Below are 12,475 nucleotides of genomic sequence, written 5' to 3' on the forward strand. Positions count from 1 at the left end.
ATGAGACGGACATTCAAGGCCGCATTGGGAGCTGAGGCTGCCGCGTTGGCATTGCTCGCGGGGCTGGCGTCGGCCCAGGCAGGCTCATTGAAGATCGAGAGCTGGCGCAATGACGACGCCGACATCTGGAACTCCAAAATCATTCCCGCCTTCAACAAGCACTATCCCGACATCAAGATCGAATTCGCGCCCTCGGCGCCCAAGGAATACAATGCCGCCCTCAACGCGCGGCTCGATGGCGGTACCGCCGGCGACCTTATTACTTGCCGTCCGTTCGACGCCTCGCTCGCGCTCTATCAGAAACATCAGCTCGATAGCGTCGACGGCATCAAGGGCATGGACAATTTCTCCGATGTCGCAAAGGCTGCATGGCAAACCGACGATGGCAAAACCACTTTCTGTGTTCCGATCGCATCCGTTATCGCCGGGTTCATCTACAACAAGGAGGCCTTCGCAAAGGTCGGCGTATCCGAGCCGAAGACGCTCGACGAATTCCACGCCGTACTCGAGAAGCTGAAGAAGGACGGGACCTATGTCCCGCTGGTGATGGGCACGGCTGACCAATGGGAGGCCGCAACCATGGGCTTCCAGAACATCGGACCCGACTATTGGAAGGGCGAGGCGGGTCGGACCAATTTGATTGCTGGCAAGGAGAAGCTCACCGACCCGCAATACGTCGCGCCCTTCAAGGAGATCGCAAGCTGGGCGCCGTATCTCGGATCGGGCTTCCAGGCGCAGACCTACGCCGACAGTCAGAACCTGTTCTCGCTCGGCAAGGGCGCGATCTATGCGGCTGGCTCGTGGGACATCTCGACGTTCCGGGGCCAGGCGAAATTCGCCATGGGTGCATTCCCGCCGCCGCAGCCGGCCGGCACGACGGATTGCTATATCTCAGATCACACCGACATCGCGATGGGCGTCAACGCAGCCTCGAAGAACAAGGAGGACGCCAAGAAGTTCCTGGAATGGCTGACGACTCCGGAATTCGCAACGATCTACGCCAACGCGCTTCCCGGCTTCTTCTCCCTTTCAAAGACTCCGGTGAAGGTCGAAGACGATGTCGCTGCGGCGATGGTCGGATGGCGGCAGACCTGCAAGTCGACGATCCGCAATTCGTATCAGATACTGTCGCGAGGTACGCCGAATCTCGAAAACGAGCTCTGGAACGTGTCCGCGCAGGTGGTCAATGGCAAGCTGACGCCCGAGGCCGCCGGCAAGCAGCTCCAGGATGGTCTCGACAAGTGGTACAAGCCCGCCAAGTGATGTAGGTCCCCTCTCTCCGCTTTCGCGGGGAGAGGGGCTGTCCCTCCCTGGTCGACAGTTGCCTGCACGCTCCGCCAAGAGATGGCACGAGCCGCAAGCGGACGGCGACGATAACTTACGGTAGGTGCTCTCTTCCCGTCATGCCTGAACCGCTCTCGAACATCACCGTCCAGATGCCTCGCGCAAAACTCGCGGGCCTTCTGTTGTTCTTTCTCGGGCCTGCGGTGGCGATCTATTCCCTGTTTTCGATCTATCCGCTCGTCGCGACGATGGCGCTCTCCACCTACACGAGCGATCCGTCCGGAGCCCGATCTTTCGTCGGCCTCGCCAATTTCGAAACGCTGCTCGGAGATGCTCTTTGGTCAAAGCCATTCTGGAATGCCCTCGGAAACAATCTGATATTCTTCGCCGTGCACATGTGCGTGCAGAATCCGATCGGTATTGCGCTCGCAGGATTGCTCAGCCTGCCGGGCGTGAGGCTTAAGGGCTTTTATCGAACCGTGATGTTTCTCCCGACAATGCTGTCGGTTGTCATTGTCGGCTTCTCCTGGAACCTGATTCTTTCGCCGCTCTGGGGCGTAGCCGCAGGCGCTTTGAAAGCCGTCGGATTGGGCTCACTATTTGCTCCCTGGCTGGGGCTCGAATCGAGCGCACTCGTCACCCTGTCCCTGATGTCTGTCTGGCAATTCGTCGGCATCCCGATGATGTTAATCTACGCCGCGCTGCTCAACATCCCCGAAGAGTTGATCGACGCGGCACGCGTCGATGGGCTCGGACAGTTCCGCATCTTCTTCCACATCAAGCTTCCGCTCGTCCTGCCGACGATCAGCCTGGTCTCGGTCTTGACCTTCGTCGCCAACTTCAACGCTTTCGATCTGATCTACTCGGTCAAGGGCGCACTTGCGGGGCCGAATTTCACCACCGACATCCTCGGTACGTTTTTCTACCGCACTTTCTTCGGGAATCAGCTCCAGCTCGGCAATCCGACAATGGGCGCCGCGGTCGCGACCGTGATGTTTTTCATCATCCTTCTCGGCCTCTGCCTCTATCTCTTCCTCGTGCAACGGCGCATCCGCCGTTACGCTTTCTGAGGGGGAGGCATGACGACGAACCAGCGCGCAAGGAGCATCGGCGTTCATCTCGTCCTGATTGCCTACAGCCTTCTGGCGGTAGGTCCAATCCTGCTCGTCGTGATGAATTCGTTCAAGGTGCGCAGCGCCATCTTCGGTAGCCCGCTCGCACCGCCGGACGCATCAACCTTCAGCCTGGTCGGCTATGAGAAGGTGTTTCGCTCCTCGCATATCCTCACGTACTATTCGAATTCGCTGATAGTGACCCTCGTCAGCATGGCGCTCGTCCTGCTGTTCGGGGCGATGGCGGCTTGGGCGCTTACCGAATATCGCTTCCGCGGTTCGACGGCGCTGGCGCTGTTCCTCTCGATCGGCATCATGGTGCCGATCCGGCTTGGCTCCGTCGCAATCCTGAACATGATGCGGTCCGCTGGCCTTAACGACACGCTGACGGCCTTGGTCCTGGTCTATGTCGCGCAGGGCCTGCCGATGTCGATCTTCATATTGAGCGAATTCATCCAGCAGATTCCCAAGGACTTGCGCGATGCCGCGCGCTGCGACGGTGTGCCGGAAACTCGCATCTTCTTCGAAGTGGTTGCCCCGCTGCTGCGGCCGGCCATCGCAACGGTCGCTGTCTTCACCATCGTGCCGATCTGGAACGACCTTTGGTTTCCATTGATCCTGACCTCGAGCGATTCGACCCATACGGTGACGCTCGGCGTGCAGCAGTTTCTCGGCCAGTACATCACCGACTGGAATTCCGTGCTCGCCGCACTGTCGATGGCGATCCTGCCGGTCGTCATGATCTACGTCATCCTCTCGCGCCAGCTCATCGCAGGCCTCACCTCCGGCGCAGTCAAATAGGTTCTCAGAATGGCCAATCTGCGCATCGAGCACCTCAACAAGCGTTATGGCGCGACGACGGTGCTCAACGACGTCAACCTGAGCATCGGGGACGGCGAATTCGTCGTTCTCGTTGGCCCTTCAGGCTGCGGCAAGTCGACGCTGCTGCGGATGATTGCCGGGCTCGATGGTGCATCGGGTGGGGACATCCATATCGCTGACAAGCTTGTCAATACGCTCGCGCCCGCCGAACGCGGCATCGCGATGGTGTTCCAGTCCTACGCACTCTATCCGCACATGAATGTGCGCAAGAACATGACGTTCGGATTGAAGTTCACTGGCGTGCCACCGACCGAGCGCGAGCGGCGCGTCGCGAAAGCGGCTCGCATGCTACGTCTTGAGGAGCTGCTCGAGCGCTATCCGCGCGATCTCTCCGGCGGTCAGCGTCAGCGTGTCGCGATCGGCCGAGCGATCGTGCGTGAGCCCGCTGTTTTCCTGTTCGACGAGCCGCTCTCCAATCTCGATGCAGCCTTGCGTGTCTCGACCCGCGTTGAGATCGCGAATTTGCACAGGCTGCTGAAATCGACGATCGTCTATGTCACGCACGATCAGGTCGAAGCGATGACGCTTGCCGACCGCATCGTCGTGATGAACAAGGGCTGCATCGAGCAGGTCGGAAAACCACTCGACCTCTATTATGAACCCGCCAATCTGTTCGTTGCCGGCTTCATCGGCTCGCCTGCGATGAATTTCTTCGAGGCAGAGGTCGGAGGCATCGAGGGCGGACGCGCGCGCGTGGCCGGCACCGCGTTTCGCAACTTCGATATACCGGCGGCATCGCTGAAAGTCGGCGACGCGCTGACTGTCGGTGTCCGTCCGGAGCATCTTGTTCAGGGCGGGGCCGGTCCCTTCCTGGCCGAAGGTATCGTCGAGCTGGTCGAACGGCTTGGCGAGGCCTCGTTCGCCTATCTGCGCCGCGTCGACGGCAGGATGTTCGTAGCGGAGGTCCGCGGCCGCCAGACGCCGGCGCCCGGCGAGACGGTGACACTCGTTGCCGCGAATCCTGATGTCCACGTCTTCGACGCCTCAGGCCTGCGCGTTGCGACATAAACCCGTTGACGGAGGCGATGCGATGCCGACTGCAAGCAGCTGTGAGGGCGGGATCGTTCAGTCATGACGAATGTCGTACGCTATCTGACCCATCCTCAGGTGAATATCGATCCGTCGGTTCCCGTTCCGCGCTGGGGCCTGAGTGAGGTCGGCAAAGCGCGTACGGAAGCCGTGACGGCCACGGGGCTGCTGTCGGGTACCACGCAGGTCATCTCCAGCGGAGAGCGAAAGGCGATCGAGACTGCTGAGATCATTGCTGCAAAGATGGGGGTCGACGTGGAGGTGCGCGAAGCGATGCACGAGAACGACCGATCGGCCACAGGCTTCCTCGTCCCCGACGAGTTCGAGGTGATGGCCAATCAGTTCTTCGGGCATCCCCACACCAGCATTCGTGGCTGGGAACGAGCGATCGACGCCCAGCTGCGCATTGTCCGCGAGGTCGAGCATGTGCTGAGCCGCAACACGCCGGGCGACGTGCTTCTTGTCGGCCACGGTGGCGTTGGTACTCTCTTGTACTGCCGTTACTCCGGTTTGGGGATTGATCGCGCCCACGACCAGCCCGCTGGCGGCGGTTGCTTCTTCGCCTTCACCTCGCAAGGACGTCGCGTGCTGCATGGCTGGCGTCGCCTCGAGGAGCTGTGATTTTCGCAGAAGAGCAATTGGGCTCGGGCGCGGTCGGGGGCCGTGGCATCGTGCTGCTTGCCTCGGCGCATCTGCTTGCCGGCATCGGCGGCGACGGTTGGCTCGAGGTCGACGGCCCGTCTAATATCGACCGTCTGGTCGGTCAATAGTCGGTTTAGGCGGCCCTGGGAGGCGAATTTACCTCCTGTGCGATTTGTAAAATCACATCTATTGATCTACTCCAGAGAACGATCAAGTGCCGATTGGCAGAGAACGGAACAGGATATATGGCCCGCTCCCGCGCGAAGGATTACGACGACAAGCGTCTCCTCATTCTGCACCGTTCGGCTCAACTGTTCGCGGAATCTGGCTATGTCGGTACGTCCATGAACACGATTGCGGACGGCTGCAACGTTTCGAAGGCGCTGCTCTATCATTACTATCAGGACAAGGAGGCGCTTCTTTTCGACATCCTCTCCGCCCATCTCGAAAAGCTGGTTGCGGCCGTCGAGAAGGCCGACGAGGAGACGGCCAATCCCCAGGCGCGGTTGAAGACGATCATTTCGACTTTTCTCGAGCAATATCGGCATGCCGATGCCGAGCATCAGGTGCAGATCGCCAGCCTCAAACTTCTGCCGAAGGAGAAGCAGCAACCTCTATTGGCGAAGGAGAGGATACTCGTCGATATCCTCGCCGATGCGCTGGCCGCAGCGCGCCCAAGCGTGAACCACAAGCGTGTCCTGAAGCCGTTGACCATGACGGTCTTCGGGATGCTGAACTGGCACTATCTCTGGTTCCGCGAAGGTGGTGCGATGACGCGGGCGGAATATGCAGAGTTCGTCACGCGCCTCGTCCTGTCCGGGGCGGCTGACGCGGCTGCGACGCTCACGCGATCGAACGGCAAGTCGAAGCCGGCAAGCAAGGGTCGGCAGAAAGAGCTGCTTTAGTTTAGCCGCTCTTCCCTTCACAACCTCGGTGCCGGCCTGTCCCGGCTCCTAGCTCCGCATGGCATTCATCGTCAGCAGCTCATAGGTGGCGGCGGTTTCACCCGTGCTTGTCGTGATTTCGACGTCCCAGCGGACCTCGCCATATTGCTTGTTGCGCGGCGCCTTCTCCTTTGCGGTCAACCTGACCTTGATTGCCTCTCCGGGTTGGACCGGCTTCAGGAAGCGCAGGGAGTCGAGGCCGTAATTGGCCAGCACCGGCCCGTATTCGGGATCGACGAACAGGCCGGCCGCGAACGACAGCAGAAGATAGCCGTGCGCGACGCGGCCCGGAAAGAAGGGGTGCCCCTTGGTCGCTTCCTCGTCCATGTGGGCATAGAAGGTGTCGCCGGTGAAGTGCGCGAAATGTTCGATGTCGTCGAGCGTAATCGTGCGTTCCTTCGAGACGAAGGTACGGCCGATGTCGAGATCCTCGAAGTGATAGCGAAAAGGATGCAGGTCTCCATCGAGGATGGGAGCGCCCTTCGACCATCGCCCGGTGACGCTGGCGAGCATCGCGGGCGAGCCCTGTAGAGCGGAACGCTGCATGTAGTGATGCAGGCTGCGGACGCCGCCCAGCTCCTCGCCGCCGCCGGCCCGGCCAGGGCCACCATGGACCATTTGCGGCAGGGGCGAACCGTGGCCCGTCTGTTCCTTGGCGCAGTCGCGGTCGATGAAGACCATGCGTCCGTGAAAGCTCCCGATGCCGAAGGTGAGCTCGGCGGCAGTCGCCGTGTCGTGCGTGTAAACGGAGGCGACGAGACTGCCGCCGCCGCGGTTGGCGAGCGCAACGGCATCGTCCAGACCGTCGTACCCCATGACCGTGCAGATGGGGCCGAACGCCTCTATCTCGTGAACGCGGGCTGCGTCTCGCGGATTGGGACAATGCAGCAGAATCGGGGGAAGGAATGCCCCTCGTGAGGCGTCGGCCTGGATAGGCTGGAAATCGTCGATGTCTCCTGCGACGATCTCCGCCTCGGCGCGGAGCTTGTTCAGGTTGGCCAGCACGTCGCTTCTCTGAGCGAGCCCGACGAGTGGTCCCATCCTGACCGAATCGAGCTCGGGATTGCCGACCGTCACCTTCGAAAGACGTTCGCGCAGCGCCGCCACGACCGCGTCGATGTGTGCCGCAGGCGCAAGCGCGCGGCGGATGGCCGTGCATTTCTGCCCCGCCTTCACCGTCATCTCCTTCGCCACTTCCTTGACGAACAGGTCGAACTCGGGGCTTCCAGGCGTCGCATCGGGCGCGAGAATGGCGGCGTTGAGCGAATCCCGCTCCGCGATAAAGCGGACGGCCTCACGCGAGATCACCGGATGCCGTTGCAGCCTCTGCGACGTATCGGCCGACCCCGTAAAGGACACCACGTCCTGGCAGGTCAAATGGTCGAACAGGTCGCCGGTCGTGCCGACGACGAACTGGAGCGCGCCTTCGGGCAGGATGCCGGACGCGATGATCGTCCGCACCAGCTCATGCGCGACATAGGACGTGACCGTCGCGGGCTTGGTGACCACGGGAACGCCGGCGAGCAGGGCAGGGGCCAGCTTCTCGAGCATGCCCCAGCAGGGAAAGTTGAATGCATTGATATGGACCGCCACGCCGCGCAGCGGCATCACGATGTGCTGTCCGGCGAAGGTCCCGCCCTTGGACAGCCCTTCGATCTCGCCGTCCAGCAGGAACGTCGAATTTGGAAGTTCGCGTCGCCCCTTGCTGGCATAGGCGAACAACGTGCCGATACCACCGTCGACGTCGATCATGGCGTCGGTGCGCGTGGCGCCGGTCTGGAACGAAAGCTTGTAGAGCGGCTCCTTGCGTTCGTTGAGGTGCTCGGCAAGCTTCTTCAGCATGGCGGCACGCTGATGGAAGGTCAGCCGTCGCAGATTGCGACCGCCGACCGAACGCCCGTAAGCGAGCATCTCGCGCATGTCGAAACCGCCGCCGGTTGCGATCGCCACGACGTCGCCGGTGACGGCGCTGAGCACGTCCGTCGAATTCTGGCCGGCCGACCAGTCTCCGCGGATGAAGCTTGCAAGCCTCACGACGTCCTCGGTCGATTCGCCCGGCAGCGCGCGGTTCGTTCGCAGTTCAGTCATCGAAATCTATCCCCTTGGTCTATGGTCGACGATGCGCCGCGCCTTGCCGGCCGAGCGCTCGATGCCTTCGGGATCGAGGACGCTGACGCGGGCGGTGACGCCGACGGTGTTCTTGACGAAATGTTCGAGCCGGGTCGCGGCCGCGAGACGGGCACCCGGCTCGGGCGCGTCGGGGCGTGCCTCGACCCTGATCTCCATTTGGTCCATGCGGCCCTCTCTGGTGAGGACGATCTGGAAATGAGGGGATAGTCCATCGATGCCGAGGATGATCTCCTCAATCCGTGTTGGAAACACGTTCACGCCGCGGAGGATGATCATGTCGTCGCTGCGGCCGGTGACCTTTTCCATCCGGCGCATGGTCCTGGCCGTGCCGGGAAGCAGGCGGGTCAGGTCGCGCGTGCGATAGCGGATGATCGGCAGCGCTTCCTTCGTCAGCGACGTGAAGACCAGCTCGCCCTCTTCACCGTCCGGCAGGACCCTTCCGGTCGTGGGGTCGATCACCTCGGGATAGAAATGATCCTCCCAGATATGGAGACCGTCCTTGGTCTCGACGCATTCGCTCGCGACTCCGGGCCCCATGATCTCCGACAGCCCATAGATATCGACGGCGTGAAGGTCGAAGGCCTCCTCGATCTCCTCCCGCATGGCGTTGGTCCAGGGCTCGGCGCCGAAGATTCCGATCCGCAGCGAGGATTTTCGCGGGTCGCGGCCTTGCTTCCGGAATTCATCGAGGATCGCGAGCATGTAGGACGGTGTCACCATGATGATATCAGGCTCGAAATCGTGGATCAGCTGCACCTGGCGCTCGGTCATCCCGCCGGAGACCGGGATCACGGTGCAGCCCAGACGCTCGGCGCCGTAATGCGCGCCAAGCCCTCCCGTGAACAGACCGTATCCGTAGGCATTGTGCAGCTTCATCCCGGGGCGTCCGCCAGCGGCGCGGATCGAACGCGCCACCACGTCACTCCAGGTATCGATGTCGCGCTTGGTGTATCCGACGACCGTCGGCTGCCCTGTGGTGCCGGACGAGGCGTGGATGCGCGCGACGTTCTGCCTCGGAACGGCAAACATGCCGAACGGATAATTGTCGCGGAGGTCGGACTTCGTGGTGAAGGGAAATTTCGCGAGATCTTCGAGGCTCTTGAAATCGTCCGGACGCAGGCCCGCCAGATTGAATTTGGCGCGATAGTGCGGAACGTTCTCGTAGGCGTGCCGCAGCGACCATTTGAGTTGATCGCGCTGCCATGCCCGCAGCTCGGCAGTCGTCGCCTTTTCGAGGCGGTCGAGATCGGTCGGGCGAGGCTTGAGCTCGTCGAGCTTACGCAAGGGAATGTGCAACAAGGAGAAAACTCCGGGTTTTCGGGCTCGTGTCGGAAGACAGGCGGTGGGCCTAACGCCGCCCCGCGAAGTTCGGAGGGCGCTTCGCCAGGAACGCGCTGACGCCTTCCGCGTAGTCGGCGGAACGGCCGGCCTGGCCCTGTAGATCGCGTTCGAGATCGAGTTGCTGGTCGAAGCTGTTGGTCTCGGAGGCGGCGAAGGCCTGCTTGATCAGCGCCAGTCCGTCGGTGGGCTGGCTGGCGAAATAAGTGCCGAGTCGTTGGGCCTCCGCCATCAACTCGGAGTCCTCCACCGTCTTCCAGATCATTCCCCAGGCTTCGGCCTTTTCCGCTGGAATCGTCTCTGCGAGCAGTGCGAGCGCGCGGGCCCGGGCGCTGCCGACGAGGCGGGGCAGGGACCAGGTGCCGCCCGCGTCCGGGACCAGACCGAGCTTGGCGAAGGGCTGGCTGAATTTGGCCGAGCGCGCCGCGATGACGATGTCGCAGGCGAACGCGACGTTCGCGCCGGCGCCGGCGGCTACGCCGTTGACGGCGCAAATGACCGGGAGTGGCATGTGGCGCAGCTTGCGCACGAGTGGATTGTAGTATTTGGCAATCGGGACCGAGAGATCGGGCGTCTCGCCCGGCGTGAAGACCCCGTCGGAGAGATCCTGGCCGGTGCAGAAGCCGCGTCCCGCTCCGGTCAGGATCAAGGCGCGGCAGGTCTTGTCGTACTCCGCCTCGGACAATGCGGCGATGAGTGCTGTGTGCATCGCGGAAGTGAAGGAGTTGAGCCGGTCGGGTCGGTTCAGCGTCAGCACCCGATAACCGTCCCGGGCGTCGGTCAATACGAGGTCGTTCTCCAAATCCACCTCCCGCAAGCGGCTTCTGACGGCCGCGATTTGAAAATCGAAGATCTGCCGATGGATTACTATTGACCAACCGGTCGGTCAATAGTAATTGTCCGAGCAACAAATATCAGCGGAACCGGAAGGTTCCCGACACGGGAGGGATCGACGAAAATGCCGGATCTGGATCAGTTGAATCGACGTGCCATCGGCTGCCTGCTGGGCGTCTCCGTCTTCGGGCTTGCCATTTGCGGTCCGACCTACGCCGCGGAGACGATCAAGATCGGATCGGTGCTCTCGATCACCGGGCCCGCGTCGTTCCTGGGGGATCCCGAGGACAAGACGCTGAAATTATACGTCGACAAGATCAATGCTGCGGGCGGCGTCGCGGGCCGGAAGATCGAGCTGGTCGTGTACGACGATGGCGGCGACGCCAACAAGGCGCGCACCTTCGCCACGCGCCTCGTCGAGGACGACAAGGTCACCGCGATAGTGGGTGGCTCGACCACCGGCACGACGATGGCGATGATTCCCGTCTTCGAAGAAGCCAAGGTGCCGTTCATTTCACTCGCGGGCGCCATCGAGGTCGTCGATCCCGTCCGCAAGTACGTCTTCAAGACGCCGCATACCGATAAGATGGCGTGCGAGAAGATCTTCGAGAATCTCAAGCTGCGCGCCTTCACCAGGATCGCGATGATCTCCGGCACGGATGGCTTCGGTACCTCGATGCGAGCGCAGTGTCTCAAGGTCGCCGGAAACTACGGTATCCAGATTGTTGCGGACGAGACCTATGGCCCGCGCGACAACGACATGACGGCGCAGCTGACCAAGATCAAGAACACCGCCGGCGTTCAGGCGGTGGTCAATCCCGGCTTCGGGCAGGGCCCGGCGATCGTCACCCGCAACTATGCCCAATTGGGAATGTCGGCAACGCCGCTCTATGAGAGCCATGGCGTCGCCTCGAAGAGCTTCATCGAACTCGCCGGCGCTGCTGCTGACGGCGTCCGGCTTCCGGCGGCCGCACTTCTGGTCGGGGACAAGCTGCCCGACGCCGACCCGCAGAAGAAGGTCGTCGTGGACTACAAGCAGGCCTACGAGGCGTCGGCCAAGCAGCCGGTCTCCACGTTCGGCGGTCACGCCTATGATGGGCTCTTCATCCTGGTCGACGCCATGAAGCGCGCGAGCTCCGCCGATTCCGACAAGGTGCGCGACGAGATCGAAAAGACCAAGGGCTTCGTGGGCACGGGAGGAATCGTGACGATGTCTCCGACCGACCATCTCGGCCTCGATCTTTTGGCGTTCCGGATGCTGGAAATCAAGGGCGGGGGTTGGACGCTGATCCAGCCCGGAAGCTGAACAGGCTCCGGCCCAATATCTGAAAGACCCAAGAGTGCGTCCGCTGGCGCCGTGAGTTCTCGCGGTGCCACACTGGCAGAGAGAGGGCCGTTACGCGAGCATGTCTGAATTCCTCCAGTTCTTCTTTTCGGGACTTACGGTTGGCGCCGTCTATGCGCTGGTCGCGCTCGGATTCACGCTGATCTACAACGCCTCCGACGTCGTGAACTTCGCACAGGGCGAATTCGTGATGCTCGGCGGGATGGTGACGGTGTTCGCTTCGGCCGCGGGCGTCCCGTTGCCGGTGGCGGCGCTGATCGCGATATCGGTCGCGGTCGCGGTCGGATTATTGCTCTATTGGCTCGCGATCGCACCCGCGCGAGGCGCGTCGGCCGTCTCGATCATCATCATCACAATCGGTGCTTCGATCCTCCTGAGGGGGGCGGCCCAGATCGCGTTCGACAAGCAATTCCACAAGTTGCCGTCGTTCTCGGGCGACGCTCCGATCGACGTGCTCGGCGCCTCGATCCAGTCGCAGAGCTTTTGGGTGCTGGGTGGGACGGCGGCAGCCGTCCTGATTCTGTACCTGTTCCTCGAGAAGACGCTTGTCGGCAAGGCGGTGCTGGCGACCTCGGCCAGCCGGCTCGCCGCGCGCCTGGTAGGTATCAACACGGCCACGATCATGGCTCTGGCTTTTGGTGGATCGGCCGCGATCGGCGCGATCGCAGGCATCCTCGTCACGCCGATCACGCTCACGAGCTACGACGTCGGGACCATGATGGCGCTGAAGGGATTTGCCGCGGCCATGCTGGGCGGAATGGGGAATCCGCTTGGCGCCGTCGTCGGCGGCCTGCTCCTTGGCCTGCTTGAGACCCTGGGCGCCGGCTATGTCAGCTCGACCTACAAGGACGGCTTCGCGTTCGTGATGATCCTTGTGATCCTTTTCGCCATGCCGCAGGGACTGCTCGGCCGGCGTACCGTGGATCGGGTCTAGC

The 12,475-nt window shown here is 62.1% G+C and carries 12 protein-coding genes; 9 read left to right on the top strand and 3 right to left on the bottom strand.

Annotated elements, in window-relative coordinates:
• The 7 genes from V1280_RS45920 to V1280_RS45950 all read left to right on the top strand — a co-directional run bounded on the left by V1280_RS45920 (position 1) and on the right by V1280_RS45950 (position 5,854).
• Positions 1-1,263: an ABC transporter substrate-binding protein gene (locus V1280_RS45920; RefSeq protein WP_334537920.1), complete on the top strand. Its 1,263-nt coding sequence runs from the start codon at positions 1-3 to the stop codon at positions 1,261-1,263.
• A gap of 140 nt (positions 1,264-1,403) precedes the next feature.
• Entirely contained in the window at positions 1,404-2,354 is a 951-nt protein-coding gene (locus V1280_RS45925; RefSeq protein ID WP_148771595.1) for a carbohydrate ABC transporter permease, read from the top strand.
• Between the two features lie 9 nt (positions 2,355-2,363).
• Complete coding sequence (locus tag V1280_RS45930; RefSeq protein WP_334537922.1) at positions 2,364-3,197, top strand: carbohydrate ABC transporter permease; 834 nt, start codon at positions 2,364-2,366, stop codon at positions 3,195-3,197.
• A gap of 9 nt (positions 3,198-3,206) precedes the next feature.
• The gene (locus V1280_RS45935; protein ID WP_334537923.1) at positions 3,207-4,286 is read left to right on the top strand and encodes an ABC transporter ATP-binding protein; all 1,080 of its coding nucleotides are present in this window, start codon (positions 3,207-3,209) and stop codon (positions 4,284-4,286) included.
• A 63-nt stretch (positions 4,287-4,349) separates the two neighbouring features.
• Complete coding sequence (locus V1280_RS45940) at positions 4,350-4,928, top strand: histidine phosphatase family protein (protein ID WP_334537925.1); 579 nt, start codon at positions 4,350-4,352, stop codon at positions 4,926-4,928.
• Entirely contained in the window at positions 4,925-5,077 is a 153-nt protein-coding gene (locus tag V1280_RS45945) for a hypothetical protein (protein WP_334537927.1), read from the top strand. Before V1280_RS45940 ends, V1280_RS45945 begins: the two co-directional genes overlap by 4 nt.
• Positions 5,078-5,194: 117 nt before the next feature.
• Positions 5,195-5,854: a TetR/AcrR family transcriptional regulator gene (locus V1280_RS45950; RefSeq protein ID WP_334537929.1), complete on the top strand. Its 660-nt coding sequence runs from the start codon at positions 5,195-5,197 to the stop codon at positions 5,852-5,854.
• 48 nt (positions 5,855-5,902) lie between these two features.
• On the opposite strand, the gene paaZ is transcribed toward V1280_RS45950, so the two are convergent.
• Genes paaZ through paaG form a run of 3 tightly spaced genes read right to left on the bottom strand, consistent with a single transcriptional unit; the run spans position 5,903 to position 10,163 of the window.
• Positions 5,903-7,981 (bottom strand): phenylacetic acid degradation bifunctional protein PaaZ, encoded by a 2,079-nt coding sequence (gene paaZ, locus V1280_RS45955; RefSeq protein ID WP_334537931.1) that lies wholly within the window; start codon positions 7,979-7,981, stop codon positions 5,903-5,905.
• Positions 7,982-7,987: 6 nt separating this feature from the next.
• Positions 7,988-9,322: a phenylacetate--CoA ligase PaaK gene (paaK, locus tag V1280_RS45960; RefSeq protein WP_334537933.1), complete on the bottom strand. Its 1,335-nt coding sequence runs from the start codon at positions 9,320-9,322 to the stop codon at positions 7,988-7,990.
• 49 nt (positions 9,323-9,371) lie between these two features.
• On the bottom strand, positions 9,372-10,163 hold the full coding sequence (gene paaG / locus V1280_RS45965; protein ID WP_334537935.1) for a 2-(1,2-epoxy-1,2-dihydrophenyl)acetyl-CoA isomerase PaaG: 792 nt from the start codon (positions 10,161-10,163) through the stop codon (positions 9,372-9,374).
• A 156-nt stretch (positions 10,164-10,319) separates the two neighbouring features.
• On the opposite strand from paaG, the gene V1280_RS45970 reads away from it, so the two are divergent.
• Together V1280_RS45970 and V1280_RS45975 are read left to right on the top strand one after the other, a co-directional pair.
• Positions 10,320-11,501, top strand: coding sequence for an ABC transporter substrate-binding protein (locus V1280_RS45970; protein WP_334537936.1), 1,182 nt, complete (start codon positions 10,320-10,322; stop codon positions 11,499-11,501).
• A gap of 100 nt (positions 11,502-11,601) precedes the next feature.
• The gene (locus tag V1280_RS45975; protein ID WP_334537937.1) at positions 11,602-12,474 is read left to right on the top strand and encodes a branched-chain amino acid ABC transporter permease; all 873 of its coding nucleotides are present in this window, start codon (positions 11,602-11,604) and stop codon (positions 12,472-12,474) included.
• Position 12,475: the final 1 nt, after the last annotated feature.

Source organism: Bradyrhizobium sp. AZCC 2230, assembly GCF_036924495.1.
Classification (GTDB): domain Bacteria; phylum Pseudomonadota; class Alphaproteobacteria; order Rhizobiales; family Xanthobacteraceae; genus Bradyrhizobium; species Bradyrhizobium rifense.

Bases quoted from the DNA above. Each gene is read 5' to 3' on its own strand.
- V1280_RS45930 (WP_334537922.1), top strand. From the start codon at position 2,364: ATGACGACGAACCAGCGCGCAAGGAGCATCGGCGTTCATCTCGTCCTG.
- V1280_RS45925 (WP_148771595.1), top strand. From the start codon at position 1,404: ATGCCTGAACCGCTCTCGAACATCACCGTCCAGATGCCTCGCGCAAAA.
- V1280_RS45970 (WP_334537936.1), top strand. From the start codon at position 10,320: ATGCCGGATCTGGATCAGTTGAATCGACGTGCCATCGGCTGCCTGCTG.
- paaZ (WP_334537931.1), bottom strand. From the start codon at position 7,981: ATGACTGAACTGCGAACGAACCGCGCGCTGCCGGGCGAATCGACCGAG.
- V1280_RS45920 (WP_334537920.1), top strand. From the start codon at position 1: ATGAGACGGACATTCAAGGCCGCATTGGGAGCTGAGGCTGCCGCGTTG.
- V1280_RS45950 (WP_334537929.1), top strand. From the start codon at position 5,195: ATGGCCCGCTCCCGCGCGAAGGATTACGACGACAAGCGTCTCCTCATT.
- V1280_RS45975 (WP_334537937.1), top strand. From the start codon at position 11,602: ATGTCTGAATTCCTCCAGTTCTTCTTTTCGGGACTTACGGTTGGCGCC.
- V1280_RS45940 (WP_334537925.1), top strand. From the start codon at position 4,350: ATGACGAATGTCGTACGCTATCTGACCCATCCTCAGGTGAATATCGAT.
- V1280_RS45935 (WP_334537923.1), top strand. From the start codon at position 3,207: ATGGCCAATCTGCGCATCGAGCACCTCAACAAGCGTTATGGCGCGACG.